Consider the following 26,118-nt stretch of genomic DNA (forward strand, 5'->3'; position numbering starts at 1 on the left):
TAAGGTATGGGAGGCACGCGGGCGACACCGAAAGCGCGGTGACCACGCTGGTGGACAGGTCAGTTCGGGGAGTGGTCAGACTCGGCACCGTCCGGCCGGACCGGCTCGCCCCGCCCGTCCTCGATCCGGACCCCATCGGTTCCGGCCCGTCCCGAGAGTTCCCGCTGAGGATAGGGAATCGTGACGCCCTCGCGGTCGAACGCCGCCTTGACTCGCTCGACGACTTCGGCCTGTGTGCGCCAGCGTTTCGGGGGCGTCGGCTGTTCGATCCAGAACCGCATCTCCAGGACGACGGCCGAGTCACCGAACTCCCGGGGGAAGACGTTCGGTTTCGGCGTCTCCGCCACGTGATCGACGGTCTCGATGGCCGCGGTCGCGACCTCGACGGCTTTGCCCGGATCCGCGTCGTAGTCGATGCCCACGTCGACACGCAGGCGGAGTCGCCCCTTCTGGCTCCGGTTGGTGATGGCCCGGTCGGCGACCCTGTCGTTGGGGATGACGACGAACTCCCCGTCGAAGTTCTCCAGCCGTGTGTTGACGATGGTGATGTCGGTGACGACGCCTTCCTCGTCGCCGACCTCGACCCAGTCGCCGATCTCGAACGGCCGGGAGAACATCAACACGAATCCGGCGATCAGCGAGCCCAGCGTCTGTCTGGCGGCCAGTCCGACGACGATCCCGAGAAAGCCCGCCCCGACCAGCAGACCGCCAAGATCCACGCCCCAGAAGCCCAGCAGGACGAACGCGACGACCACGAGCAGCCCGATCTGACCGACCCGGGTGACGATCTGTTCCTGGTGGGCCGTCATCCGGTCGGCCTCCCGACTGAACGCGGCCACGGTGTCTTCGAGCAGGCCCATCCCCACGTAGGCACCGACTACCAGCAGGCCGGAGAACACCCAGGCGAACACGTCGGCCAGCGAGAACTGCACGAGCGCGTAGGACTGTGCGATGAGCCACTGCTGGTTCCAGATCACCAGCAGCGTCACCCCCGTGACGAGACAGATGCCGACCTGGAGCGACCGGAGCAGGAGGACGACCGGCGTCGTCACTGGAAACCGGTCGTTTACCTGTCCGACGAAGTCGTCGATGGTCCCGCCGAGGTACCGCCTGGCGACGAGTCGCCTGCACTGCCGGAGCAAGAGCGGGACGACGAGCGCAGCGAGCGCGATGGCCGCGAGCGCGAGGGCGACGGTGGCGAGAAGTCGCTCCTCGGTCGACGACAGGGGGTCGAGTACGGATCCGAACTGGGCGACGAGCGGTAAACGTACGATCACTAGTCACTGCGTACAGCGACGGCAACGGAAAAGCCGCTCGTGTGTTTCGCGGGCCGAAAGGCGATCGCACGACCGCTCAGTCCAGCGAGCGTTCGAGGAATCGCCGGCGCAGTTCCGCGTCGGGGACGGGACACTCGTCTTGCTTCCCGAACACCTGGTATCGGTGATCGCCGACGAAATCGTAGACGCGGTCCCTGACGCCCTCGGGGACGGCGATCAGCGCGTACAGAAGTGGAAGCGGGCCATCCAGCTCCCGACAGACACGGAGCGCCGCCTCGGATTTCGTGTAGTAGTCGTCACCGTCGATCAGGACGATGGAGTCGAAGTAGTCGGGTTCCAGTCCGTGCCGGGTCAACAGTTCCTGTCCGACCGGCGACTGGAGCGGGGCGAAGCGGAACCGCCCGGCGTGATCGAACTTCACGAGTAGCCTGAGCGAGCGGTTACAGAGATTACAGACGCCGTCGAACAGGAGGACCGGCCGCTGGATCTCGTCGACGATCTCGGCGGGATCGCGGTCCGGGTCGGCTCCGCCGCTGTCGCCGCCAGTATCCCGCTGGTCGCCCGCGTCCCCGGTCATAGCAGATTAGACGCCCCGGCCCTGCAGTTTCTCCTCTTCGGGCAGGTCGGCGTTGGCGTCGCCTTTCATGCCCGAGCCGATGTTCGAGGAGATCTCGGCCAGTTTCTCGGGGTCGTCCCAGTTGTTGACGGCCTCGACGACGGCGGTACCCATCGCCTCGGGGTCCTCCGCGCCGAAGATACCCGAGCCGACGAAGATGCCGTCACAGCCGTGGTGCATCATGAGTGCGGCGTCGGCGGGCGTCGCGATGCCGCCGGCCGCGAAGTTGACCACGGGGAGCCGGCCCATCTCGGCGGTCTCGTGGACCAGTTCCGCGGGCGCCTCGTTCTCGCGGGCCCACTTCTCGCGTTCCTCGTGGCTCATGCCCTCCAGCTTGCGGATCGCGCCCTTGATGTTGCGCTGGTGGTGGACGGCCTGGTTCACGTCGCCGGTGCCGGCCTCGCCCTTGGTGCGGATCATGGCCGCGCCCTCGTTGATGCGGCGGAGCGCCTCCTGCAGGTTCCGCGCGCCACAGACGAACGGCGAGGTGAACTCGCGTTTGTCGATGTGGTAGCGGTCGTCGGCCGGCGTGAGCACTTCGGATTCGTCGATCATGTCGACGCCCGTCGCTTCGAGGATCTGGGCCTCCTTGGTGTGGCCGATCCGGGATTTGCCCATCACCGGGATCGACACCTCGTCGATGATCTCCTGCACGTCGGCGGGGTCGGCCATCCGGGCCACGCCGCCGCGTTTGCGGATGTCGGCCGGCACGGCCTCCAGTGACATGACCGCCACGGCACCCACGTCCTCCGCGATGCGGGCCTGCTCGGGGTCGACGACGTCCATGATGACGCCGCCTTTCTGCATCTTCGCGAACCCGCGCTTGACCAGATCGGTCCCGCGACGGAGCTCCTCCAGATCAGTCGCCTCTGACATACGCCGTGCTAGGGCGTTCACGCACTTAACCCGTGTCCTTTCCGGAAGAACGCGACCGGGTCGACGGCGGCCTCCGATACCGTTTTGCCACCGTCGGCCCATCCTCCGCCCATGTCCGTCGTCACCAGGCTCGGTCGCCGGCTGGAGGGGGTCATCGCCCGCTACTTCGACACCGCCCTCCCCGACCGCGAGACCCTGCCGCGGTACGTCGCGCCCTTGCCCGCCTGGATGGAAGACGCCGCCCTGCGACTGGCCTGGCCCATCGCCATCGTCAACCTCCTCGGGACGGCCTTTGGCTTCTGGTACTACGGCTTTCACCCCGTGCCGTTGACCGATCCGCTATTCGTCAGCCAGTTCGGTCTGACAGCCCCCGAGATGTGGCTTTTCGTCCCCGACAGCCCCGTCGCGACCGGCTTCATCGGCCTCTCGCTGGTCGCCTGGCGGCTCGACTGGCACGCCGAGTGGATCCACGTCCTGGCCTTCTTCGGCTGTATCAAACTCGGCCTCTGGACGCCCTACGTCCAGCTCCTGGTCAACGGCCCTGGAGGACTGAACCCCCTGATGTACCACTTCCTGATCTGGAGTCACGCGCTGATGGCCGTCGAGGCGTTCCTGATCCACCGATACAGCGAGTTTCCCATCTGGGCCATCGCCCTCGCGACGGTCTGGTACACACTCAACGACGTGGTCGACTACTTCGTTCCCCTGATCGGCGACCCTCACCACACACTCCTGCGCGCGGAACAGACCGTCCTCGGCTTCGATCACACGCTTCCCGCCCACGATCAGGCCGCCGCCGGCGCGGTCGTGTTGACCATCCTAGCCGTCTTCCTCGCGACCGCGACGCGTGCGAAGAAAGCCGAACTCGGGGCCTGACAGTGATCGTCGGGCTCACGCGGACACCTGCCCGAGTGCCAGCCCCTCAGCTCTCGGCGCGCTGGTCTAGCAGTCGTTCGGCTGCCTCGACCGATTCGGCGACGGCGATGTCGTAGTCCTCGCCCTCGGCGCGCTCGAACTGCATCTTCCCGGTCGGTGACTCCGGTTCGATCCGGACGACCGCGGCACACCCGGCCTCGGCGGCGTACGTCTTCGCCTCTTCGACGTACGTGACTGCCTCCCCGGAGGTCGGTTTGAATTCCCTGAGGTCGTTGACGATGTCGAAGCCAGGGTCCAGTTCGTCGACCCCGGCTTCGACTTCGCCGGCGGCCGCTTCCGCCTCGTCGTCTTCCATGTGTCCCGCGAGTCGAATGTACAGTCTGTTCGCTCCGGTGTCGACCTCGACGTCGGTCTCCGCCATACCCGTATCAAGTGGGCCGGGAAAATAGCGGTCCGCCACGGCTCGGCTGGCGATAAATCGACAACTCGTTTATTCCGGCTACGCGCCGTCGCTCCGCTCCGGCACGCTGTCGGCGTGGGCCCGCACCCACAACTCCCCGATCCGCGACAGTCTGGTCCGGTAGGATTTCCCGTGTTCCTCCTGCTCGATGTAGCCTTTCCCACCCGGTCCCAGCCGGTCGACGTTGTAGATCACTTTCGACCGGAAACTGTCGGTGTACTCCTCGCCGAGTTCCCGCGAGAGTTCCTGGGCCAGTTCTGAGACGGACTCGAACTCCCCGTGTTCCCCGAGGGTGAAGAGGATGATCTCCTCGAACGGCTTGACGTTCGAGAAGGAAGCCACGGGGAGTTCGACGACGTGGCTGCCGTCGATCTCTTTGGCACCGATGGTGGTCCCGCGCTCGTCGAACTCGTCCAAGAGATTGCGGGCGCTCTCCAGCCGTTCGGTGACCCGGTCGTCGGCCACGTCCTCGCGCAGATCCGAGAGCAGGTCGATCTGGCGGCGGAGTTCCTCGGCGAGTTCGGTCTCCAAGTACTTCTCGGGGACCGTGTAGTAGGTGTGGATGCGGTCGCGGTCCTCCTGGCGCTCCACCATGATGGAGTGGGCCGCAGTGGCGAAGGCGAACGAGACGGTGCGGGGCATCGCGGAGATGTTGACCCAGACCTCGCTGGCCTCGCCGTCGTCGCGGCCACGGTCGAGTTCGGTCATGATGAGGCTGTACGCGCGCTCGAAGGCCACGTCGTAGTCGTAGACGTCCTCGATGACGATCCGCTCGGTCTCGGCCCCAAGGAGGTTCGTGAAGTCTTTTTCGAGTTTCTCGGCGAGGTTGCGCGAGTACTCGACGTTGGCCTCGCTCCCGACGGCCCCCTCCAGCAAGACCACCCGGTCCACGTCGAGTCGCTCCCGGACCAGCGGCGCGATGAGCCGGTCGTAATCGAACCCGACCGGGACGATGTGGGTCTGCATACTCGCACTTGTTCGGACGCAGTCAAAAGCGTTCGAGTTTCACGGCAGTCAGTCGGCCGACTGGCGCCGGTAGACCGCGGCGTCCTCCCCGGCGGCGTGGCCGGTGGCCGCCGAGACGCCGACGGTCAGGGCGAGCCCGAGCCCCATTCCGACGACCGAGGCCGACCAGCCGCCGAGTCCGGGCGCCAGCGGGAAGACGTAGCTCGCCGGCACGAACGGGAGGAAGACGCTGGCGAGGTAGAACAGCTGGCTCCCGCCGACGCCGGCGTACATCCCGTCACGGGTCGTCCCCGGCCAGTAGAGCGCGACCAGTACGGGGAGGGCGAGCTGTGCGAAGCCGCCGAAAGCGGTGTCGCCGATCTCGATGAGGGTCCCCGGCCGGAAGAGGCTCGCGACGAACGCCACCAGGGCGATGACGACGACACCGATCCGACCGACCAGCGCCTCTTTGCTCTCGGTGACCCCGGTGACGACCTGCCGGTACACGTCACGAGTGAGATACGACGACCCCGAGAGCAGCATGGAGTCGCTGGAAGACATCATCGCGGCCATCGCGCCGGCGATCACCAGCGCCGCGAACCACGCGGGCGTGTACTCGTTCAACAGGAGCGGGAGGACGTTCTCACCTTCGCCGGCCACGATTCCTAGCCCCTGAGCCCACGCGCCAAGCATGAACGCGGGGACGAAAAGCAGGATGACCAGCACCGGCCAGAGCGCGAACGTCCGCTTGAGGACCCGCTTCGAGCCGGCGACGAAAAAGCGCTGGTTCACCTGCGGGAACATCGTCACGCCGAACGCGATGGAGACGGCCGTCGAGAGCATATACGCCGGGGTGTAGAGGCCGCCACCCAGCGCGAGGTGACCGGGCGAGGCGGCCGCCAATTCGGCCGTGGCTGCGCCGGGCCCGCCGACCACCGCCAGGATCCAGGCGACCGCGACCCAGATCATCCCGAGCATGAAGATCCCCTGCAACGTGTCGGTCCAGGCGACCCCGCGCATCCCCGACAGGACGACGTAGACGATCATGAAGAGTGTGATACCGCCGGCCCCCAACCAGTAGGGGACCGCGCCGTCTGTCAGGGCCGCCAGCGCAGTGCCGGCACCCTGCTGCTGGAGCATCACGTACGGGAGCAGCCAGAACAGCGACACGCCGGCGACGAGCACGCGGAGAACGGGCGAACCGAACCGATCGCCGAGCATCTCCCCGAGGGTCACGTAGCCGTTGATCTTCCCGACGAGCCACTGCTTGTAGCCGATCACGTACCAGAGGATACCAAAGAGGACCCCGTCCATCAGCCCCATCACGAGGATCCACTCCGGCCCGGCCGCGTAGGAGACGTTCGGGCCGCCGAAGAACGTAAAGGCCGACAAAAGCGTCGCGAAGGTCGTAAACAGCAGGACGACGGTGCCCAGCGTCCGACTCGCCAGGAAGTAGTCCTCGGCTGTGCGGTCGGTCAGCCGGTAGGCCACCAGCCCGATCCCGAGCGCGAGCAGGAGGTAGCCGACGACGATACCGATCTGGAGACTGGTCTCAGCCATCGGAATCACCTCCGGCCGGTTCGATCCCGAGGCCCCAGCCCCAGCGGGCGAAGGCGGCGAAGACGACGGCGGTCAGCCCCAGCCAGCCGACGTGCCACCAGACCCAGACCGGCAGTCCGGCGACGACCCGGCTCGATCCCCACCAGAACCAGGGAATCGCCAGCGCGACCAGCAAGACCGCGACCGCGGCCCAGGCGTACGTCTCTCGATCCATGGTTGTCGAAGTCATCCACTGGACGCAAATAGACGTGTCGATAGCGTTCAGAAGAAGCGTTCGAAGAGATATTTCCTTCAATTTCCGGCGGGCCGTCGCGTCGTCGGCTTCGAGTGTGGTTGGGAGTCAGTACAGCCGCGTCCCGTCGGGAACCTCGCGCTCGGGCTGGAGGTGGACCACGTCGCCATCGGCGTCGTCGACGCCGGTCACGAGACACTGGCTCTCGAACCCCGCGATGTTCACCGTTCCGAGGTTGACGACGGCCAGGACCTGCCGGCCCACCAGCTCGTCGGGACCGTAGTTGTCGGTCAGGCCGGCCGCGGACTGCCGAGTCTCGGTTCCGAAGTCGACTTCGAGTTCGTACACGTCCTTGCGGGCGTCGGGGAACGGTTCGGCGGCGCGGACGGTGCCGATCCGCATCTCCACGTCCTCCAGAAACCGTTCGGGGTCGATGTCGGCTTCCTCGATACCCATGGCCCACCCACCGCAGGGAAAGGTGAAGTGCGTTTCGTCGCCGCCGGGACCTGCTCGTTACGTGTCACGACGGTAGGTATATGACGCGAAGGCCGCTACGTCCAGCCGTATCCATGGGTGCGTTCATGGAGACATCATCATCACGCGGTTCACATCATCGCCCCTACCCGGGGCAGTTCACCAGCTATGCACGATTCAGCGAAATACTTGATTCACGCGGACATCGTCGCCGACGGGGTGGTAGAGCGGAGTGACGTCGTCGGTGCGGTGTTCGGACAGACAGAGGGATTGCTCGGCAGCGAACTCGACCTCCGAGCGTTACAGGAGTCCTCGAAGGTCGGCCGGATCGACGTCGAGATCGAGTCGGAGGGCGGCCGCTCCTACGGCGAGGTGACCATCGCCAGCGGCCTCGACAAGGTCGAGACCGCGATTCTCGCGGCCGCCCTGGAGACCATCGACCGGGTCGGCCCGTGCCGGGCGGACTTCCAGGTGTCGAAACTGGAGGACGTGCGCGCGGCCAAACGCCGCGAGGTCGTCGAGCGGGCGACGGACCTGCTCGCCGAATTCGAGGGCGAAGTCGCCCGGAGCGCGGACCTCGTCGAGGAGGTCCGCCAGGCAGTCCGGGTCGAGGACATCACCGAGTACGAGGGCCTGCCGGCCGGGCCCCGCGTCAGCGACAGCGACGCCATCATCGTCGTGGAGGGGCGGGCCGACGTACTCCAGTTGCTGAAGTACGGCATCAAAAACGCCGTCGCCGTCGAGGGCACCGACGTGCCCGAGGCCGTCGCGGATCTCACGTGCAGGCGGACGGTGACCGCCTTCTTCGACGGCGACCGCGGTGGCGACCTCATCCTCAAGGAACTCGGGCAGGTCGGCGAGGTGGATTACGTCGCCTTCGCCCCCGAACACCGCTCGGTGGAGGACCTGGCGCGCGACGAAGTGATGACCGCGCTCCGTGAGAAGGTCCCGATGGAAGCCGTCGCGGGGGCAAGCTCGCCCCACGAGACCGTCGCGGCGACCGACGGGAGCGCCCGCCCCGCGCCGCCGGAGACGGCCGACGAACCCGAATCGACCGCGACAGCGGACGCGAGTGGGACGGCATCGGCCGAGCAGTGTGAGGGCGCGACGGTGGACGCCACGAGGACCGACGACGACTCGGCCGACGATGGCGACGCGGCAGCAACCGACGACGCCACGACGCCGGCCGACAATGACGACACCGCGGACGCGCCGGCCGCCCCGGAGACACTGGCTGGCCACGTCGAGGCAGTCGTCGACGCGGACAGCGGCGAGGTCGTCCTGCTGGACAGTGAGTTTCAGGAGCTCGCGTCGGCCCCCGCGAGCGAGGCGTTCGACACCGTCGCCGACGCCGACGTGACGCCGACGACGGTCGTCCTCGACGGGGAACTCGACCAGCGGGTGCTCGACGTGGCCGCCCAGCGCGGCGTCGAACAGATCGTCCCGCGATCGACCGGCGAGTTCGTCAAGCAACCCACCGGCGTCCGCATCCGGACGGCCGATCAGTTCTGAAGCGGCCGGGCCAGCAAGAGCCCGTCCCCGTCCTCGTAGTGGTCCGGCAGTCGCTCCCGTTCGAGGAAGTCGTGGTCGTCGTAGAAGTCCCGGGCCCGGTCGTCCCCGGCCCTGACCGTGAGTTCCAGTCGCTCGAAGCCGTCCACTTCGAGCTGCTCACACAGCGCCGCCAGTAGTCGAGAGCCACGACCCTCGCCACGGTGACCGGCCGCGACCGCCAGCTCGGCGAGGTACGCGACCGTGTCCTGCGGGATCGCGACGGCGTACCCCACCGGCTCGTCGGTCTCGTCCGCGACGACGAGGACGACGGGTGGGCCGTCGATGGCAGGTTCGAGCAGCCCGTCCCAGGGTTCGGTCAGCGATGCCATCTGGATGGCCCGCAATCGGGCCAGATCGGCCGGTCGAGCCTGTCGGATCATACCGCACCGAGCGCGAGCGCGACGCCGCCACCGGCGACGGCCGCGACGACCGTCGCGAGGAAGTTGACGACCTGATTGCCGAAGTACCGTCCCTCGACGGTCGCCCCGAGGAGGCTGTCGGCGGTCATCCCGAGGATGCCCGCGCCGACGATCACCAGCGCGCCCAGCGGCTGGACCGACTCGAAGGCGACCGCGATGGCGGCGATCAATCCAGCGCCCGCGATCCCGGCGAGTTCGCCCTGCCAGGTCACGGCTCCGTCGGTGCCGGGCGCGACCCGCTCGAACGTCGTGATGAGCCGTGGCTCGTCGAAGAGCCCCCCGATCTCGCTGGAGAGCGTGTCACTCATGGCCGCGGCGACGGCCCCGGCGAAGGCGTAGAGGAACACGTCGGGCGAGACGGGGACGTGAGTCGGACTCGCCGCGAACCCGACGACGGCGACCAGCGCCATCAGTGAGTTCGCGAGGACGTTCCCGCTCCCGCGCGCCCCCTCGTTTTCCTGTGCGACACCGCGGTCGAGTTTCTCGTCGTATCTGAACTTCGAGGAGAGCGCGCCGACGCCGAAGAAGGTGATGAGCATCGCGAACCAGCCGTAATCGCCGAGGACGATCGTCAACAGCCCCAACAGGACCCCGGTGATCATCCCTGGGATCGAGGCCGCGTCGAGCCAGTAGGAGACGTAGCCGAAGATGCCGGTCACAGCCAGCGCGACCCCGACACGGACGGGCGAGACGGTGACGCCGAGGTCCGCGAACAGCCACAGCAAGAGTGCGGCCGAGACCATCACCAGCGGATCGTCACGGGCGAACAGCACCGCCCGCAACAGCGACGCGAGCAAGGCCCCACTGACCGCGAAGAATGCCAGCGTCGCCGGCGGGACGGACCCGGGCGTCAGCGCCACGGTCGCCAGCCCTGCGCCGAACCCCAGTACCGACCCGCCAGCGACGAACCCCGCCGTCGCTACCGCCGGGTCCGGCCGCCACGCCCTGACGAGGTGTTCGGCGAGGTTGCCGTACGAGAGGATGAACACCGCCGTCGAAAAGACCGTCATCGGGAGCGCGAACTGCATGGCCAGCAGTGCCAGCCCGGCGATGGCGAGTGAAAAGCCCGCCAGCCCGTAGAGACGCCCGTCCTCGCGGTCGCCCGGGCGGGCGAACAACTCGAACACGAATCCCTCGTCGATCACGTAGAGGGCCAACACGGCAATCGCGATGAACGGGAGTGTCCCGGCGACGGTGGCCACCGCCTGCGACGTGAGCCGGTCGGTGAACGGCACCCTTCCGGCGACGGCGGCGACCAGCTGTGGAGTCGCCCGGCTGACGGCCGGGACGAGCAACCCGCCCGTCCCGACCAGCGCGAACGCCCCCGCTCGCCGGACTGTCGTCGTCACGTGCCGCCCGTTTTTCGGAGACGCACTTAACAACCACCTTTTTCGCGAGGGGGTCGCGGGGCGACCCCCTCGCCAAAAACGTCTCCAGAAATCGGAGATTTCTGACGGGCTCGCGAGAGCGTCGCTCTCGCGAACGTGGGCGAAACAGCGGAACTCACGCCCTGCGCGAGTTCCGTTGCTGTGCTGATGCTCCACCGCGACCGCACCCGCCCCGCCACCGCACCGCCACCGTCCCGCGGCCGCACGCCAACCCGTGACCTTCATACTTGGTGACGGGAAACCAGACCTGTGGGCATTTACGACCGGTACCTCGCGGTCCGAACCCAGTGGGCCGACGAGGAGACGCCCGACAACGTCGCCGTCGTCATCACCGAGCGGGACCTGCTGGAGCAGGGCGCCTACGACACCCTGGAGTCGTTTTTCGACTGGGCCGTCGAGTACGGTGCCGAGCGAGTCATGGTCTACGTCTCCGTCCTCGACGAGGAGGCCGTGCCGACGCTCCGGCGCGCGCTCGAAGACGTTGACGCCCCCCGCGAGATGGCCGTTCGCGGCCCCGACGACGACCAGCGAGCCGACGCACCCATTCAGGTGAGCATCGGTCTCGGCGGCAAACACGAGTTCGCCGCCGCCGTTCGGAGCGTCGCCGAGGAAGTCGACGACGGCGAGTTGACCCCCGGCGAGATCGACGAGGACGACATCGAGGAGCGGCTGGTCTTCCCGACCGATCCCGACCTCGTCATCAAGACCGGGGCCGAGCGGCTCTCGGATTTCATGATCTGGCAGTCGGTTTACTCCGAACTCTACTTCACCGACGTGAACTGGCGTGACTTCCGGAAGCGGGAGTATCTCCGGGCGATCCGGGACTTCCAGGACCGCCAGCGGAGATTTGGCCAGTAGGCCAAATTACGTCGGGGAGCGACCGGTGGGAGCGGACCGACGGCGGTTTGGACAGTGACCGCAGGGAACTGTCCAAACGCCGGCAGTCGAGCGAAGCGAGTCTGCCGGAAGTTCGGCGAGTAGGCCGGATCACGTCGGAAAGCGACACCGACGCATACTACTAAGTTTCCCGATGCTGAACTGTCAACTATGGAAATAGATCAGGAAGACCTCACGGGTGCGGTCGTGCTTGTCTTGCTCGCCGTGGCGCTGGGTCTCGTCGTGGCCGGAGTGGAAACCGTGGCGGGATTCGATGTCCTCGCGGCGGGCGAATCCGCGGTCGGATACCTCGCGGCCGGAAACTTCAGCGTCGGCGTCCTCTCGACCGGCATCTTCTCGGTCGGGATCTTCGCCGCGGGGATCTTCTCGGTCGGGGTGTTCTCGATCGGCGTGTTCTCGATCGGGATCTTCTCGTTCGGGATCTACGCCGCGGGCCTGTACGCGGCACAGCGTCACGTCAGGTCGAACGGGTAGGACCGACTCGCGCCGGGTGAGCGGTTCGCACGGGATGGCCCTCAGTCCGCGGCGGGTTCCAGTTCTGCCTCGAACTCCTCTTCGTCGAGTCGTTCGCGCTCGCTACTGGGCAGTGCGTCCCGGAACCGGCCGAGGATCGACCGGGCCTCGTCGAGTTCGGCGCTGCCCATCGCCCGAACCAACGCCAGCGCGCGCCTGGCGCGGGCGGTCCGCCAGGACTCCTCGCGGGACTCGTAGGTCCGGATCGCACGCAGGAAGTCGACTTTCCGGAACTCCGGCCAGTAGGGTGTACAGAAGAAGACAGCGGCCTCGTTACCGTTGGCGTGCCAGGGCAGGAAGTTGCTGGTGCGTTCGGCCCCGCCGGTCCGGAGGATCAGATCCACGTCGCGGGATGGTCCTTCGTAGAGACGCTCTTCGACGGTCTCGGCGTCGATCTCGTCGGGATCGAGGTCGCCGTAGACCACGTCGCGGGCCACGTCGCGGGCGGCCCCGAGCAGTTCCGCGCGGCCGCCGTAGGCCAGCGCGATGTTCAACTGGAGTTCGTCGTAGTCGCGGGTGCGCCCCTCGGCGTACTGGATGGCGGTGCGGACCCGCCCGGGGAGGTCCTGGGTCTCGCCGATGGCCCGGATCCGCACTTCGCCCTCGTGGACGCGGTCGGCGTCGGCGAACTCGTAGAGCTTCTCCTCGATCAGGTCGAAGAGGGCCTCCCGCTGGTTGACCGGGCGGTCGAAGTTCTCCGTCGAGAAGGTGTAAAGCGTTAGCTCCTGGACGCCGAGTTCGTCACACCAGTTGAGCATGGCCTCGGTCGTCTCGGCACCGGCGCGATGGCCTTCCGTGGCTCCCTCGCCCTTGTTCCGGGCGTATCGACGATTCCCGTCCTGAATGACGGCGACGTGATCGGGCATCCCCGACAGCTCCCACCGTAACAGCCGTTCGTACCCCGACAGCGCCTGCTGGCGCACCCACGCGAGCATTGTATGGAAATTCTCACCCCGTGATAAGTATCTTGTCCTCCCCGGCGGTATTGGGTGGGGTGACCCGCAGGCTTTTAATATGGTGACGTACTCTGATAGGGTGCAATGGCGACCGGTACGGTTGATTTCTTCAACGACACTGGCGGTTACGGATTCATCGATACCGAAGACGCGGACGAGGACGTCTTCTTCCACATGGAAGACGTCGGCGGCCCCGACCTGGAAGAAGGTCAGGAGGTCGAGTTCGACATCGAACAGGCCGACAAGGGCCCCCGAGCAACGAACCTGGAGCGACTGTAACCATGGCGGAAGGCACAGTCGACTTCTTCAACGACACGGGCGGCTACGGCTTCATCGACACCGAGGACGCGGACGAAGACGTGTTCTTCCACATGGAAGACGTCGGCGGTCCCGACCTCGAAGAAGGGCAGGAAGTCGAGTTCGACATCGTGCAGGCCGACAAGGGCCCGCGCGCCGAGAACCTCACGCGCCTGTAACCGGGCACGTCAGTCGCGGTACTGTGCGGGGCCGCTGGCCCCGAGACGCGAGTTTTCGAGCGGCTGCTCCGTCGGCGGCACGACCCCGTAGCCAGCCCGAGACCGTGAGAGGTATGTGGACGGGACGGCCAGCATCGACCAATGGAGACCGAAGACCCCATCGATCCGGACCTCTACCAGCGAGCCGAAGCGCTCCTCGAACCCGGCGAGATCGAACTCGTGGGTATCATCGTCCACACGGAACTGGGCAGCGACGACGAGGCCACGCTTCACGAGACGACCATCGAGATCGGCGAGTCGATCGCCGAGCACGCGGGCGTCGACCCCAAGGACACCTACGTCTACTCCGGGAACGACGACACCGAGTTCGGACTGAACCAGCATCAGGGGCGCACGCTCGACGACGACGAGTTCGTCTGGGAGTGTCAGCAGTTGCTCCGCGAGGAGGTGTTCAAGATCGTCTTCTACTACGAGGCCGACACCGATCAGGAGGCGCTGGTCGAGACAGTCCGAGAGGATGGGTACACGGTCGAGAGTGTCGCACCCCGTTAGTCGGTCATCAACGCTTACAAGCCCGTGGTAGTCGTCGCCTCAGTCATGGCAGACGACGGGCACGCGGTCACACGTCGGTCGATGCTGGGCGTCCTCGGTGCGGCGGGCGTCGGCGGCACGGGTGTAGTCGGTCGCGTCGCGGCACAGGCCACGGGTGAGTCGTGGCCGATGCACCGCGTGAACGCACGCAACACCGGGTGGCTCCCCGGTCCGGAGGGCGTCGCGACGGCGGTCGAAACGGACTGGGTGTTCGAGGCGTTCCACGGACCGAACGGGCTCTCGGTCGCGGACGGGACGGTGTACGTGACCGACGACAACGACGAGTCCAAGCCATACCGAGGGACCGTGTACGCGCTCTCGGCGGCCGACGGGACCGAGCAGTGGCGATACGAGTTCGACCGCTGGGCACAGACGATGCCCGCGGTCGCCGACGGGCGGGTCTTCGTCACCACGAACGGGAACGGCGACGGGTACGTGTACGCCTTCGACGCCGAGACCGGCGACCGACTGTGGCGGTACGACGCCGAGAGCGAGATCGTCTGTGCGCCGACCGTCGCGGACGGGCAGCTCTATCTGGGACTGATCGGTGACGAAGTGGTTTCTCTGGACCCGGAAACCGGGTATCCGGACTGGCAGACGGGCGTCGACGGGAGGGTCTGGGGGTCGCCAGCAGTCGCCAACGGCTATCTCTACGTCGGGACCGATCCCAGACAGGGGCCGGACGAGCCGATTACGTCGCCAGCGACGGTCTACGCGCTCGACACCGACGACGGCACGATCCAGTGGGAGTACGACGCCGGCGAAGTTCGGATCACGGCGTCGCCGGCCCTCGCCGACGGGACGGTGTTCGTCGCCGCGGACGACGGCGTCCTCCGGGCGCTCTCCGTCGTCGACGGTACTGTCGAGTGGACCCACACCGTCGGCTCCGAAGGGAACGAGACACCCGTAGTACACGACGGAACGGTGTACGCCAACAGCCAGGGGTCGCTCGTCGCCCTCGACGCTGGCGACGGGACCGTGCAGTGGACCCACGACAGCGAGAACGTGGCCTCGCAACTGCTCGGAACGACGGGCGCACTGTACGCGACGGCGGGAGACGGCCTGCTGGCGGTCGACGCGGCCGACGGGACCGGCCGCCGGCTCGGGACCGATGGACGGGAACTCGATCCCAAAGCCGTCGTGGGGGACGGGATCTACGGATTCGACCGCTCGCAGGGACGGGTGTTCGGGTACGAGATTACCGAACGGGAACGCGCGTCCGGGACGAGAACGGGTGGATCGCCGACGCCGACTGCCGGCGGCGACGGGTCGAGCGGACTCCTGGGGAACGCCGGCCTGCCGGCAGGGCTGCTGGCGGCACTGCTCGGGGGCGTCGGTGCCTATCGCTGGCTGAGCAACGACGAGGAGTGATCGCCCGCGACGGGAGGGGACGCTGGACCCCAGACTCCGACCGGACAAGCGCGGATTTATGCCGCCGCAGTCCCGAGATTCGGGTATGAGCGAAGACCTCTCGCGGGTCGATCGGGCGGTCGTCAACGCCTTTCAGGGCGGGTTCCCGGTCGTCGAGCGCCCCTTCGAGCCGGCGGCCGCGGCGCTCCGGGATCGGGGCGTCGACATCGACGCCGACGCCCTCTTCGAGCACGTCAGGGACCTCGACGAGGACGGCGTCCTGACGCGCTTCGGCGCACTGATCAACGCCGAGGAGATCGGCGGCGCGGCCACGCTCGTCGCCATGCACGCCCCCGAAGACCGATACGACGAGGTGGCCGAGCAGGTCAATTCCTACGACGCGGTGGCGCACAACTACGAGCGCGAACACCCGCAGCTCAATATGTGGTTCGTCGTCAGCGTGCCCGACGCCGACGCGGTCGCGGACGTACTCGGATCCATCGAGGCCGACACTGGTCAGGAGACCTACAACCTGCCCAAACAGCAGGAGTTCCGGGTGGAAGCGAAGTTCCTGCTCGACGGCCCGATTCCGGAGGGCGACGTGGACCTGTCCGATCTCGGTCCCGAGGTGACCCCGACCGACCGGACATCGCTGACACCCGCCGAACTGGAGCTAGTGCTGGAGATCCAGGACGGCCTCCCGATCTCGCCGACGCCGTACCGGGACGTGGCCGACGCGCTCGGCGAGGACGTGGCGTGGGTACTGGAGACGATCAAGCGGTTCGATCAGGAGGGGAAGGTCCGGCGGGTGGGCGTGATCCCGAACCACTACGCGCTGGGCTACACCGAGAACGGCATGACGGTCTGGGACGTGCCCGACGAGGTGGTCGACGAGGTCGGGCCGGCCGTCGCGTCGCTGGGATTCGTCACCCACTGCTACGAGCGGCCGCGTCACGAGGGCGTCTGGCCGTACAACTTCTTCGCGATGACCCACGGACGTAGCGAGGAAGAGAGTGCCGAGCGGGTCGAGCAGGTCCGTGACAAGATGGCCGAGTTCTGGGACGTGGCCGACGAGGACTGGGACACGCTCTTTTCCACCCGGATCCTCAAGAAGACGGGCATCCGGATGGACGAGCGCGCGAAGGCCAACACCGTCGAACCGAACGAGGCCGACGACTGATGGACAGGGACCGATGATTCCCTTGTTCCACGACTTCACGGGCGCGACCGTCCTCGTCTTCGGCGGCGGGTCGGTCGGCGCGCGGAAGGCCCGACGGTTCGCCCGCGAGGCCGACGTGGTAGTCGTCAGTCCGACGTTCGCGGACGCGGACTTCGGCGGGGCCGAGCGGGTCCGTGCCGCGCCGGACGCCGAGGCGGTCGGCGAGTGGATCGAGGACACCGATCCCGCCCTGGTGGTGGCCGCGACCGACGACGGCGGCCTGAACGCGGCCATCGAGGACGCCGCGCGGGCCGCGGGCGCACTGGTCAACCGGACGGACGAACACGGCGAGCGCGATCCGGCGAGCGTCGTCGTGCCGGCCACAGTGCGAGACGGGCCGGTGACGGTCGCCATCTCGACGGGCGGGACGAGTCCGGCGCTGAGTCGATACCTGCGTCAGCAAATCGAGGTCGAGATCGACGGTGCCGGCGAGATGGCCGAGCTGACCGGGGCGTTGCGGGCCGAGTTACAGGCTGACGAGGTCGATCCGGAGCGGCGTCGGGATGCGATCCGGGCGGTCGTGCGATCCGGGCGAGTTTGGAAGCATTTAGATAGTGGCAGGACAAAGCCACGGCAAGTGGCCGAGGACGTGATCGCGGACGTGACGGGTGATTTACAGTGATAAACGGAGCCGGCGTGATTGCGGGTGTCAGTATCGCCCACGGGCAGGCCAGTGTCGACGACATCGAGGCGGCCTGTACCGAAGACCAGCGTCGGGCCGTCGAGTCACTACTCGATCAGCCGGGCGTCGAAGAGGCGTACGTCCTCCAGACCTGTAACCGCGCGGAGGCCTACGTCGTCGCCCCCGAGGCGTCGGTCGGCCGGGCCGCCCTGGAGCGCTACCGGGCGGCCGTGCCCGACGATGCCGTCGTCGAGATGGGGCACGAGGAGAGCCTGCGCCACCTCCTGCGCGTGGCGGCCGGCCTCGAATCCATCGTGCTGGGCGAGGACCAGATCCTCGGCCAGGTCAGAGACGCCTACGAGGACTCCCGTGGCGTCGGTGCGATGGGGCCGGTACTCGAAAACGGCGTGACCAAGGCGATGCACGTCGGCGAGCGCGCCCGCACCGAGACCGCCATCAACGAGGGGACGGTCTCGCTGGGGAGCGCGGCCGTCAACCTCGCGGACCGGAAACGCGACCTCGAAACCGCGACGGCGCTCGTCGTCGGCGCGGGCGAGATGGGATCGCTCGTCGCCAAAGCCCTCGACGGCACCGTCGAGCGCGTCCTCGTCGCCAACAGGACGGTCCCCCACGCCGAACATCTGGTGGGCCGACTCGACGTCGAGGGCTCCGCCCTCGGACTCAACGGCGTCTCGACAGCCATCGAGCGGGCGGACCTGGTCATCACGGCGACGGGCAGTCCCGAACACGTCGTCACGGTCGACACGCTCGACCGCGCCGGTGACACCTTGGTGATCGACCTCGCCCAGCCGCGTGACGTGCCGCCGGCAGCCGACGACCTCGACGCCGTGACGGTCAGGGACATGGACGCGCTGGAGTCGGTGACGGCGGCCTCCCGGAAGCGCCGGGAGTCGGCCGCCGAGAAAGTCGAGCAACTCGTCGACGAGGAGTTCGAACACCTGCTGACCCAGTACAAGCGCAAGCGGGCCGATCAGGTGATCGCGGGGATGTACGAGAGCGCCGAGCGGATGAAGGCCCGCGAGCTCTCGACGGCGCTGGAGAAGCTCGATCTGGACGAGGACGAACGCGAGGTCGTCGAGTCGATGGCCGACGCCCTGGTCGGGCAGTTGCTCGCGCCGCCGACCCAGAGCCTGCGCGACGCGGCCGAGGAGGACGACTGGACGACGATCAACACCGCACTCCAGCTGTTCGATCCGGAATTCGGGTCGGACGTGCCGGAGTTCGTCTCCAGCATGGATCCCGAGGAGATCCCCGAGGATATGAAAGCCGAGATGCCACAGGCTGTCCTCAACCAGCTCGACGACTGATTTTCAGGACTCGCGGGCTCGCGTCGCGATGCCCGGAATTCCCAGTTTGAGGAAGGCCGGCACGGCCAGCGTCGCGACGACGACCTCCATCCCACCGACGGTGAGAAAGGCGGCGAAGAAGCCGAACTGGTCGGCGACGGTGCCGCCGACGAGGACGCCGGCCAGAAAGCCCAGACTCCCGACGGCGTTGAACGCGGCCATCGCGACGCCGCGCTGGTCGTCGGCCGCCAGGTCCGTCACCAGCGCCATCGTCGCGGGGGCCATCAGCGCGCCGATCACGCCGACGGCGACCATCGCCGCGCCCGCGAGCGCGACCGTCGGCGCGAGGCCGACGCCGATCACGACGACGCCGTATAGCGTCGACCCTACGAGGACGGGGATGGTGCGCCCGATCCGATCCGAGAGGACGCCGAAGGGGTACTGGAAGATCGCGAACGGCGCGAAAAAGAGGGCGAGCATCAGCCCCGTCGCACCGGGCGAGAGTTCGAACACCTCCCGGAAGTACAGCGTGCCGACGAGGGCGAAAAAGCCCGCCGTGAGCCGATCGACGAAGCCGAACGCGCAAGGGACGAGGATGGCGGGCGTCGCCCGGATCGTCTCGCGGATGGCCCCGAGCCGGCCGCGGCGCTCGGCGGGGGCGCGGTCGGTGACCCGCGAGGCCAGGAGGCCGACGACGACGAGCAGGGCGCTGGCGGCCACGAGCGGCGCGAAGGGGCTGAGTTCGTACAGCTGGCCACCCAGCGGCGCGCCCAGCGCCGTCCCGCCGCCGATGGCGATACCCGCCGCGCCCATGTTCCGGCCGTGGCCCCCCTCCAGATCCATCAACATCGTGATCGACAGCGAGAACGCGCCGATGGTCGCCGCGCCCTGCAGGGTGCGCAGGCCCAGCACGGCGAGGAAGGGCAAGTCGATCACCTGCGGGAGGCCGGCGAGCAGGGCGTAGCCGGCCGCGCCCGCGAGCGCGCCGGCGACGATGAACGGAACCCGGCGGCCGGCGGTGTCGCTGGCTGCGCCCCAGACGCCGGCGAAGCAAACGAACGCACCGAATTCGGCGGCGAGGAACCACATACTCGCGTCCAGCGTCGTGTCGGCACCCAGTGCCGTCACCAGCGTGTCGACGCCGGGGTAGAGCAACACCTGTGCCAGCAGGACGGCGAACACGACGGCTGCCAGGGCGGTACGAGCCGAACGGGTCGTCACAGCCTGGCTTCGAGCCCGCGCGTGGAAGGGATTTCGATGCCGGGAGCCCGGACTTTTTGGCCCGCCCGCCCGAGTGTACTCGCATGGCGGATCTGCTCGACGATTCGGAGATCGAGGCACAGCTTCCCGACGAGTGGGGCCAGGACGGCGACGAGATCGTCCGGACCTACGAGTTCGACTCCTATCTCCCCGGCGTCGGGTTCGCGTCGGGGATCGGCGGTATCGCCGAGGACGCCTGGCACCACCCCGAGATCACGATCACCTGGGGCGAGGTCGAGGTCCGGCTGACCACCCACGACGCCGGCGGCATCACCCAGAAAGACATCGACCTGGCCGAGCGGTTCGACGACGTGTACGAGTGATGCCAGACGGCGGTGACGACACGACCGGCATGGGGACAGCAGGGGCCGCCGAGTACGTGCTGGGCTGTCGGTTCCGACTCGATCCGACCCCGGCGGAGCTCCGTGCCGAGCCCGCCGAGTTCGAGACGAAACTCTACCGGGAGGCGGATCCGCCCGGCGAGGAGGGGTGGCTGTTCTTCCGGGACAACTGCTGGCGCGGCGAACTGAACGATCCCGAGTACATCCGTGACCTGACCGAGGATCGCTGGGCGTCACCGTGCTGTCGGTCGACTTCCGCGAACTCCGGACCGACGAGGCCTATCTGACGGCGTTGAAAGCCGAGATCGGCGACGACCTCGATCGGTTCAACGCCGACGGCGTCCCGGAAGTCCTCTCGAAGTACCTCGGCTCGTCGATCCGCGTGGTCGACGGCGACGGCTAAGTGAGAGCTGTCGAACCAGTACGCCTTTCTTTCAGAACCACACAGTTGCAAGCATGGGCGAGTACGACGATACCACGACGATCGAGGTGGAACTGCCGACGGCGTTGCTGGCGGCGGTCGACGAGGCGGGTGCGGCCGGTGGGTACGACGGTCGCTCCGAGGCAGTGCAGGCGGCGCTCGTGGCCTGGGTCGACGCCATCGACGGAGAGAGCGAGGACAGTGGTGGGGCTCTCGGCGGGTTGTCGGATGGATTGAGCGACGTGGACGTCGATGTCGGTGTCGACGTCGGCGTCGACGAATAGGTGATACGAGGGGTCCGGCGACAACGCTTTCCGCACGGGCAGTGACAGCCCCGCTCATGGGGACGACGCCACAGCCGGGGGGTACAGTCGAGGCACCGATCACGCTGTCGACCGGGGAGACGGTATCGGTACCGCTGTCGACGGCGGCCACGGTCTACGGCGCGATCTTCTCGGCCGACCGGGGAGCCGTCGCCGACCTGCTTCCCCGTGGATTGTCGCCGATCCGAGCCACGCCGCGGCGCGCGGCAGTGACCTTCCTCGCCGTCGAGTACCATCGTATCGGCGACGACGCCATGAAACCGTACGACGAGTTCAGCGTCATGTTCCCGGCCGTCGAGGCCGGGGACCGCTCCTGGCCGCTCGCGTCGCTTCTCACCCACGGCGCGTCGGGATACGTCTGGTACCTGCCGGTGACGACGGAACCGGCGAAGGCACTGGGCGTCGACATCTGGGGCTACCCGAAAACGGTGGCCGAGATCGACCACGACGACCACGTGGCCGGGCGACGGACCACGGTCCGGGCCGACGGCCAGGACGTGATCACGCTGGACGTGGAGAAGACACCAGCAATCGATCAGGTGCAGGACGGAGCATCCTACACCGTCAAAGACGGGCGGCTCCTCCGGGAACCGCTGACGCTGGACGGGAAACTCGGGGCGTGGCCCTACTCGGGGCAGGCGGCGTGGACGCTCGGGGACCACCCGCGGGCCGACCGCCTCCGGGAACTGGATCTGGGGTCGCGAGCGCTGGCCCGGCTCTGGTTCGACGGCGAGTTCGTGATCGGGGCCGGCGAGCCCGTCGGGACGGTCTGATATGGGCGAGCGTCCCTTTCGTCCCCGTTTCGTCCGGTTGTCCGCGGCCCCGAAACGAGCAGAAGGCACTTACTAACTACTCCCATAGCGACACAATCCCGATTCAGATGGTATCGTACGACTTCTGGTTGCTCGATCTCGACGGTACGCTGGTGGACGTCGAGCCCGACTACGTCAGCGGCGTGTTCGACGAGGTCGGGGACCGCCTCGGTCGCGGTTTCACCGACCGGGAAGCCGAGATCATCTGGCACGGCCTCGGTGGGTCGCGCAACGAGCAGCTGGCCGAGTGGGGCGTCGACGTGGCGCGGTTCTGGGAGACGTTCCACGAGGTCGAGGACGCCCAGGCCCGGGCCGAACACACCTACCTCTACGACGACGCCGACTTCGTCGCCGACCTGGACGGCCCGGTGGGCCTCGTCACGCACTGCCAGCGGTACCTCACCGACCCCGTGCTGGACCGACTGGACATCCGCGACTGGTTCGACACCGTCGTCTGCTGTACCGAGGAGACCGGCTGGAAACCCGATCCAGGGCCGGTCGAGATGGCGATGCGGGATCTGGGAGTCGCACACGAGGGGAACGGCACCGCCGACGCGCGTCGGGCGGGCGTCCTGGCGGGCGACGGCCCACACGACATCGGCGCGGCGTGGAACGCCGGGCTCGACGGAATCCACGTCGAGCGCCACGGACCCCACCGCCGTGGACAGTGCGTGCTGGGCGACCGGCGGATCGAGAGCTTCACCGAACTCGGCGGCGAGTCGCCGGCGGGCGATTGACCGACCCGGGCGTCAGCCAGCGGTCCGGGCCGCGACGAGCGGTCGAAGTGCAGCGCCCACCAGCGCGACCGCCACGACGCCCGCGACCGCGGCCAGCCCGTACGTGTACGGCGTCGGGTCGGAGACCCGTAGTAGAACGGTCGTCACGACGCCACAGCCGACGCCACAGAGACCGACCTCCAGGGCACCGAGTTCGGTCTCGTACTCACGGGCCAGCGCCGGCCAGCCGATGTTCGTCACGAGCGCCAGGATCGCGACCGCGAGCATGGTGACGTACCATCCGATCAGTAGCGCGGGCGAGAGCCGCGTTTCGACGACCAGCGGGATGTGTGCGAGGGCGGCGAAGACGACGAACTGCTGGACGCCGTAGAGCCGGTCCCAGTCCATCGGGACGACGTTCGCGGGGCCGGTACTTCACTCCGGCCGGTAGCCCGGCAGAGCCGAAAGCACCGACTCGGCGTCGTCGACCGTGTCCGCCAGCGCCTCGACGCCCGATTTCTCGGTTCGATCCGGATTGGCCAGCACGCGCACGTCCTGCACGCCCAGCGACACGAACCCGAGACCGAGTTTCGCGGCGGTCGCCCGCAGGCCCAGTCCCGCGTCGGCGTCGCCGGCCAGCACCTTCCGGGCGGGACTCTCGTGGGCCTTCACCGTGAGGTCGTAGCCGTCGATGGCGTCGGCCAGGTCGCGGCGGGCGGTCCCCCGTTCGTCGGCCAGCGAGTCCACAGCGTCGTCCAGTGCCGTGCGGAGCCCCGAGTTCGTCCCGCGGTTGATCAGCCGCAGTTCTCGATCCACGAGGTCGGCCACGCCGCTCACGTCCTCGGGGTTGTCCTCGGAAACCACCAGGCCCCACTCGCGGGTCCAGCCGCCGAGGTCCTCGTGGTCGGCGGCGACCTCGGGGTCGCCGGCGGCGACGGCCGCGTCCGGCACGCCGTTTCGCAGGCGGCGCAGGCCCTCTCTGGTCCCCAGCGAGAGGTATCTCGGGCGGTCGAGGCGGTCGAGCAGTCGGGAGAGCGCGGGGTCGTCCTCGCCGACGGCGTAGAGCGAGGGGGCGCGCACGTCCGGCGAGAACAACTGGACCGTGACGGATTCATCCGCCGCGAGGTACTCGGTCTCGGCGGGTACCTCGACGATGCCGTCGGCCTCGACGAGACTCGTCGTCGCGCCGCTGCCCTTGTCGACGGGGTAGACGAGGGTGTCGCCAGCGGCGTCTTCGACTAACCCAACCGGCATCAGGCGTCGTCGGCCCTCCCCGTAGCGCTCCTCGACGGCCATCCGCCCGTCGACGGTCGCCGTCCGCGGTTCGGGCAGGCCCGCGGCCTCGCGGATCGCGGGCGCGACGAAGGTCCGGAAGATCGTCAGCGCGGAGACGGGATAGCCCGGCAGCCCGACGTACGCCGACGGGGAGTCGCCGGCATCGAGGCGGCCGATCAGCATTGGTTTACCGGGCTTGACCGCGACGCCGTGCAGGAGGAGTTCGCCCCGCTCCTCGATGACGCGATAGATCACGTCGACGGCGGAGGCGCTGGTCGAGCCCGACGAGAGGACGAGATCGCACTCGCTCGCGGCCTCCGTGAGAATGTCCTCCATCTCCTCGTAGTCGTCGCCCGCGTGGGGGTAGAGGACCGCCTCGCCGCCGGCCTCCTCGACGGCCGTGGCGGTCGTGTAGCTGTTCACGTCGTAGATCTGGCCGGCGTCGGAGTTCAGGTCCGCGCCGGGCCGGACGAGTTCGTCGCCCGTCGAGATGATGCCGACTCTGGGCTTCGCGCGGACGGGCACTTCGTCGACGCCAAGGGCCGAGAGCAGGCCGATCTCGCGGGGCGTGAGTTCGGTACCGGGGCCGAGGGTCCGCTCGCCGGCGGCCACGTCCGCGCCCGCGAGCATCACGCTGTCGCCGGGCGCGAGGGCGGTGCGGACCAGCACTTCGTCGCCATCGTCCGACTCGTCTGTTTTCTCCACCATCACCACCGAGTCCGCACCGGGCGGCATGACCGCGCCCGTCGAGATCTCGGCGGCGGTGCCCTCGGTGACGGTCACGTCGGGTTCCGCGCCGGCGTGGACTTCGCCCACGAGGTCGAGGTGGGCGGGGTCGGCCTCGTCCGCGCCGAAGGTGTCGCGGGCACGGACCGCGTAGCCGTCCATCGACGCGCGGTCGAATCCGGGTACGTCCAGTTCGGCGTCGACCCGTTCGGCGAGGACACGGCCCCGTGCTTCCCGGAGCGGGACGGTCTCGGTACCGCCGCCCAGGTCGAGCGAGGCGATGGCGTCGTGGGCGTCCTCGGGCGGCGCGAGGTCGCGGAACTCTTTTCTTTCAGTCATGGATACACCTCCCAGTCCTGCACGGCGACGTGTTCACCCTCGGGGATCCCCTCGCGTTCCTCGGGAACGACGACCCAGCCGTCGGCCAGCGCGACCGACGAGAGGACGCCCGCGCCGCTGGCTCTGGTTGGGACGGCTCTGGGTGATTCGGCCGGGTCTTCGATCGCGGGGCCGTCCCGGTCGAGTTGCACGCGGGCGAACGTCCGGACGCCGGGCTCGCTGGCGATCTTCCGATCGAGGACGGCCTCGGTCGCGGGATGGGCGGCGACGGGCATATGCCCGGCCCACTTCGTCGCGGGGCGCAGAAACTGGACGGCGTTGACGATGCAGGCCACGGGGTAGCCCGGGAGCATGATCACGGGGGTGTCCTCGACGACGCCGAAGCCGACAGGATGGCCGGGTTTGACCGCGACGCCGTGGACCAGCACCTCGCCGAGGTCGTCGACGACCGAGGGGATGAGGTCCCGTTCGCCGACGGAAGAACCACCGGTGGTGACGATCACGTCTTTCGTGAGGTCGCGCTGGATCGCCGCCCGGAGCGCGTGTTCGTCGTCGGTGACGATGTTGCGATACTCGGGGACGCCGCCCCAGCGCTCGACGTACTGGGCGACGGTCAACCCGTTGGTCTCGATGATCTCGCCGGGTGCAGGGTCGGTCTGGACGAGTTCCTCACCGGTCGGGATCACGCCGACCGTCGGCGGCTGGTAGCACTCGATCTCGGTGACGCCGGTCGATTTGAGCAGGCCGATGTCGGAGGGACGAAGCTGGTGGCCCGGTTCGTAGAGGGCACGGTCGGCTTCCACGTCTTCGCCGGCCGGCGCGACGTTTTCTCCCTCGGCCACGGCGTCGAATATCTCCACGTCGTCGGCGACCGTATCAGTTTGCTCGACCATCACGACCGCATCCGCGCCGGGCGGGAGTTCACTGCCGGTGTGGACGCGGACGGCCTCGCCGGGAACGACCTCGTCGCCGTCCTCGGCGTGGCCGCCCAGTCGCAGGACAGCGGGTGATCGGTCGCCGGCCCCGAACGTGTCCTCGGCGCGCACGGCGAACCCGTCCATGGCCGCGCGGTCGTAGTGGGGGACGGCGCGGCGCGCCGTCACCGCCTGTGCGACGGTGCGGCCCGCGGCCGTCGACAGCGGGACGGTCTCGGTCCGGTCGTGTGGCGAGACCGCCTCCCGGAGCCGCTGGCGTGCCTCGGCGAGCGGCGTCACGTCCTTGAATCCCGACTCGCGTGGGTCAGTCATACCGCTCCGTTGGGACGGGGTGGGCAAAAAGCGTCGGGCGAGCGGGTGTGGAA

The 26,118-nt window shown here is 68.1% G+C and carries 30 protein-coding genes and 1 pseudogene; 16 read left to right on the forward strand and 15 right to left on the reverse strand.

The window, feature by feature from the left end; all coding sequences use genetic code 11:
* Nucleotides 1-59 precede the first annotated feature (59 nt).
* The 3 genes from BMX17_RS00615 to pdxS form a co-directional block, all read right to left on the reverse strand.
* Entirely contained in the window at nt 60-1,277 is a 1,218-nt protein-coding gene (locus BMX17_RS00615) for a mechanosensitive ion channel family protein (RefSeq protein ID WP_092656571.1), read from the reverse strand.
* A 76-nt stretch (nt 1,278-1,353) separates the two neighbouring features.
* Complete coding sequence (locus BMX17_RS00620; RefSeq protein ID WP_092656573.1) at nt 1,354-1,854, reverse strand: thiol-disulfide oxidoreductase DCC family protein; 501 nt, start codon at nt 1,852-1,854, stop codon at nt 1,354-1,356.
* A gap of 6 nt (nt 1,855-1,860) precedes the next feature.
* The gene (gene pdxS, locus BMX17_RS00625; protein ID WP_092656575.1) at nt 1,861-2,769 is read right to left on the reverse strand and encodes a pyridoxal 5'-phosphate synthase lyase subunit PdxS; all 909 of its coding nucleotides are present in this window, start codon (nt 2,767-2,769) and stop codon (nt 1,861-1,863) included.
* Nucleotides 2,770-2,880: 111 nt separating this feature from the next.
* On the opposite strand from pdxS, the gene BMX17_RS00630 reads away from it, so the two are divergent.
* A complete protein-coding gene (locus tag BMX17_RS00630; protein ID WP_092656577.1) occupies nt 2,881-3,645 on the forward strand; it encodes a DUF1405 domain-containing protein in 765 nt (254 codons plus the stop codon).
* 46 nt (nt 3,646-3,691) lie between these two features.
* Here BMX17_RS00630 and BMX17_RS00635 read toward each other — a convergent pair whose 3' ends face one another.
* The 5 genes from BMX17_RS00635 to BMX17_RS00655 form a co-directional block, all read right to left on the reverse strand.
* Nucleotides 3,692-4,066, reverse strand: coding sequence for a hypothetical protein (locus BMX17_RS00635; protein WP_092656579.1), 375 nt, complete (start codon nt 4,064-4,066; stop codon nt 3,692-3,694).
* 78 nt (nt 4,067-4,144) lie between these two features.
* Nucleotides 4,145-5,071, reverse strand: coding sequence for an HFX_2341 family transcriptional regulator (locus BMX17_RS00640; protein ID WP_092656581.1), 927 nt, complete (start codon nt 5,069-5,071; stop codon nt 4,145-4,147).
* 48 nt (nt 5,072-5,119) lie between these two features.
* Nucleotides 5,120-6,610, reverse strand: a complete 1,491-nt coding sequence (locus BMX17_RS00645; protein WP_092656583.1) for a sodium:solute symporter family protein — start codon at nt 6,608-6,610, stop codon at nt 5,120-5,122.
* The gene (locus BMX17_RS00650) at nt 6,603-6,824 is read right to left on the reverse strand and encodes a DUF3311 domain-containing protein (RefSeq protein ID WP_092656585.1); all 222 of its coding nucleotides are present in this window, start codon (nt 6,822-6,824) and stop codon (nt 6,603-6,605) included. The genes BMX17_RS00645 and BMX17_RS00650 overlap by 8 nt, the downstream gene beginning before the upstream one ends.
* Before the next feature lie 126 nt (nt 6,825-6,950).
* Nucleotides 6,951-7,298, reverse strand: a complete 348-nt coding sequence (locus BMX17_RS00655; protein ID WP_092656587.1) for a tRNA-binding protein — start codon at nt 7,296-7,298, stop codon at nt 6,951-6,953.
* 186 nt (nt 7,299-7,484) lie between these two features.
* Here BMX17_RS00655 and dnaG point away from each other — a divergent pair, with 186 nt between their 5' ends.
* Nucleotides 7,485-8,828, forward strand: a complete 1,344-nt coding sequence (gene dnaG, locus BMX17_RS00660; protein WP_092656589.1) for a DNA primase DnaG — start codon at nt 7,485-7,487, stop codon at nt 8,826-8,828.
* On the opposite strand, the gene BMX17_RS00665 is transcribed toward dnaG, so the two are convergent.
* Together BMX17_RS00665 and BMX17_RS00670 are read right to left on the reverse strand one after the other, a co-directional pair.
* Complete coding sequence (locus BMX17_RS00665) at nt 8,819-9,247, reverse strand: GNAT family N-acetyltransferase (protein WP_092656591.1); 429 nt, start codon at nt 9,245-9,247, stop codon at nt 8,819-8,821. The genes dnaG and BMX17_RS00665 overlap by 10 nt on opposite strands.
* Nucleotides 9,244-10,635, reverse strand: coding sequence for a DUF92 domain-containing protein (locus BMX17_RS00670; RefSeq protein WP_092656593.1), 1,392 nt, complete (start codon nt 10,633-10,635; stop codon nt 9,244-9,246). Before BMX17_RS00670 ends, BMX17_RS00665 begins: the two co-directional genes overlap by 4 nt.
* Before the next feature lie 288 nt (nt 10,636-10,923).
* Here BMX17_RS00670 and BMX17_RS00675 point away from each other — a divergent pair, with 288 nt between their 5' ends.
* Both BMX17_RS00675 and BMX17_RS00680 read left to right on the forward strand, forming a co-directional pair.
* On the forward strand, nt 10,924-11,532 hold the full coding sequence (locus BMX17_RS00675) for an undecaprenyl diphosphate synthase family protein (protein WP_092656596.1): 609 nt from the start codon (nt 10,924-10,926) through the stop codon (nt 11,530-11,532).
* A 189-nt stretch (nt 11,533-11,721) separates the two neighbouring features.
* Nucleotides 11,722-12,045: a hypothetical protein gene (locus BMX17_RS00680; RefSeq protein ID WP_092656598.1), complete on the forward strand. Its 324-nt coding sequence runs from the start codon at nt 11,722-11,724 to the stop codon at nt 12,043-12,045.
* A 41-nt stretch (nt 12,046-12,086) separates the two neighbouring features.
* Here the strand turns inward: BMX17_RS00680 and uppS are convergent, their stop codons facing one another.
* Entirely contained in the window at nt 12,087-13,019 is a 933-nt protein-coding gene (gene uppS, locus BMX17_RS00685) for a polyprenyl diphosphate synthase (RefSeq protein ID WP_092656600.1), read from the reverse strand.
* Nucleotides 13,020-13,124: 105 nt separating this feature from the next.
* On the opposite strand from uppS, the gene BMX17_RS00690 reads away from it, so the two are divergent.
* The 7 genes from BMX17_RS00690 to hemA all read left to right on the forward strand — a co-directional run bounded on the left by BMX17_RS00690 (nt 13,125) and on the right by hemA (nt 18,626).
* Complete coding sequence (locus tag BMX17_RS00690; protein ID WP_077207154.1) at nt 13,125-13,319, forward strand: cold-shock protein; 195 nt, start codon at nt 13,125-13,127, stop codon at nt 13,317-13,319.
* 2 nt (nt 13,320-13,321) lie between these two features.
* Nucleotides 13,322-13,516, forward strand: a complete 195-nt coding sequence (locus BMX17_RS00695) for a cold-shock protein (RefSeq protein ID WP_092656603.1) — start codon at nt 13,322-13,324, stop codon at nt 13,514-13,516.
* 141 nt (nt 13,517-13,657) lie between these two features.
* Nucleotides 13,658-14,068 (forward strand): DUF5778 family protein, encoded by a 411-nt coding sequence (locus BMX17_RS00700; protein WP_092656605.1) that lies wholly within the window; start codon nt 13,658-13,660, stop codon nt 14,066-14,068.
* Nucleotides 14,069-14,113: 45 nt separating this feature from the next.
* Complete coding sequence (locus BMX17_RS00705) at nt 14,114-15,478, forward strand: outer membrane protein assembly factor BamB family protein (protein WP_092656607.1); 1,365 nt, start codon at nt 14,114-14,116, stop codon at nt 15,476-15,478.
* 85 nt (nt 15,479-15,563) lie between these two features.
* Complete coding sequence (gene ahbB, locus BMX17_RS00710) at nt 15,564-16,637, forward strand: siroheme decarboxylase subunit beta (RefSeq protein WP_092656609.1); 1,074 nt, start codon at nt 15,564-15,566, stop codon at nt 16,635-16,637.
* A gap of 13 nt (nt 16,638-16,650) precedes the next feature.
* On the forward strand, nt 16,651-17,298 hold the full coding sequence (locus BMX17_RS00715; protein WP_092656611.1) for a precorrin-2 dehydrogenase/sirohydrochlorin ferrochelatase family protein: 648 nt from the start codon (nt 16,651-16,653) through the stop codon (nt 17,296-17,298).
* A complete protein-coding gene (gene hemA, locus BMX17_RS00720; protein ID WP_092656613.1) occupies nt 17,295-18,626 on the forward strand; it encodes a glutamyl-tRNA reductase in 1,332 nt (443 codons plus the stop codon). Before BMX17_RS00715 ends, hemA begins: the two co-directional genes overlap by 4 nt.
* Nucleotides 18,627-18,629: 3 nt before the next feature.
* Here the strand turns inward: hemA and BMX17_RS00725 are convergent, their stop codons facing one another.
* A complete protein-coding gene (locus BMX17_RS00725) occupies nt 18,630-19,826 on the reverse strand; it encodes an MFS transporter (protein WP_092656615.1) in 1,197 nt (398 codons plus the stop codon).
* Between the two features lie 83 nt (nt 19,827-19,909).
* On the opposite strand from BMX17_RS00725, the gene BMX17_RS00730 reads away from it, so the two are divergent.
* The 5 genes and pseudogenes from BMX17_RS00730 (at nt 19,910) to BMX17_RS00750 (ending at nt 22,499) form a co-directional block, all read left to right on the forward strand.
* Nucleotides 19,910-20,188, forward strand: a complete 279-nt coding sequence (locus tag BMX17_RS00730) for a 4a-hydroxytetrahydrobiopterin dehydratase (protein WP_092656617.1) — start codon at nt 19,910-19,912, stop codon at nt 20,186-20,188.
* A gap of 29 nt (nt 20,189-20,217) precedes the next feature.
* Nucleotides 20,218-20,609, forward strand: a pseudogene (gene lwrS / locus BMX17_RS00735) (LWR-salt protein).
* A 53-nt stretch (nt 20,610-20,662) separates the two neighbouring features.
* Nucleotides 20,663-20,911 carry a ribbon-helix-helix domain-containing protein gene (locus BMX17_RS00740; RefSeq protein ID WP_092656619.1) on the forward strand — a complete coding sequence of 83 codons (249 nt, stop codon included), beginning with the start codon at nt 20,663-20,665 and terminating at the stop codon, nt 20,909-20,911.
* A 56-nt stretch (nt 20,912-20,967) separates the two neighbouring features.
* Nucleotides 20,968-21,723, forward strand: coding sequence for an acetoacetate decarboxylase family protein (locus tag BMX17_RS00745; RefSeq protein WP_092656621.1), 756 nt, complete (start codon nt 20,968-20,970; stop codon nt 21,721-21,723).
* A gap of 107 nt (nt 21,724-21,830) precedes the next feature.
* Complete coding sequence (locus BMX17_RS00750; RefSeq protein ID WP_092656623.1) at nt 21,831-22,499, forward strand: HAD family hydrolase; 669 nt, start codon at nt 21,831-21,833, stop codon at nt 22,497-22,499.
* Nucleotides 22,500-22,511: 12 nt separating this feature from the next.
* Here the strand turns inward: BMX17_RS00750 and BMX17_RS00755 are convergent, their stop codons facing one another.
* The 3 genes from BMX17_RS00755 to BMX17_RS00765 are packed head-to-tail and all read right to left on the reverse strand — an operon-like array spanning nt 22,512 to nt 26,065.
* On the reverse strand, nt 22,512-22,886 hold the full coding sequence (locus BMX17_RS00755; protein ID WP_092656625.1) for a hypothetical protein: 375 nt from the start codon (nt 22,884-22,886) through the stop codon (nt 22,512-22,514).
* Between the two features lie 27 nt (nt 22,887-22,913).
* Nucleotides 22,914-24,818, reverse strand: coding sequence for a molybdopterin biosynthesis protein (locus tag BMX17_RS00760; protein ID WP_170845290.1), 1,905 nt, complete (start codon nt 24,816-24,818; stop codon nt 22,914-22,916).
* The gene (locus tag BMX17_RS00765; protein WP_092656629.1) at nt 24,815-26,065 is read right to left on the reverse strand and encodes a molybdopterin molybdotransferase MoeA; all 1,251 of its coding nucleotides are present in this window, start codon (nt 26,063-26,065) and stop codon (nt 24,815-24,817) included. Before BMX17_RS00765 ends, BMX17_RS00760 begins: the two co-directional genes overlap by 4 nt.
* Nucleotides 26,066-26,118: the final 53 nt, after the last annotated feature.

The organism is Halorientalis persicus (assembly GCF_900110215.1).
Taxonomy (GTDB): Archaea; Halobacteriota; Halobacteria; order Halobacteriales; family Haloarculaceae; genus Halorientalis; species Halorientalis persica.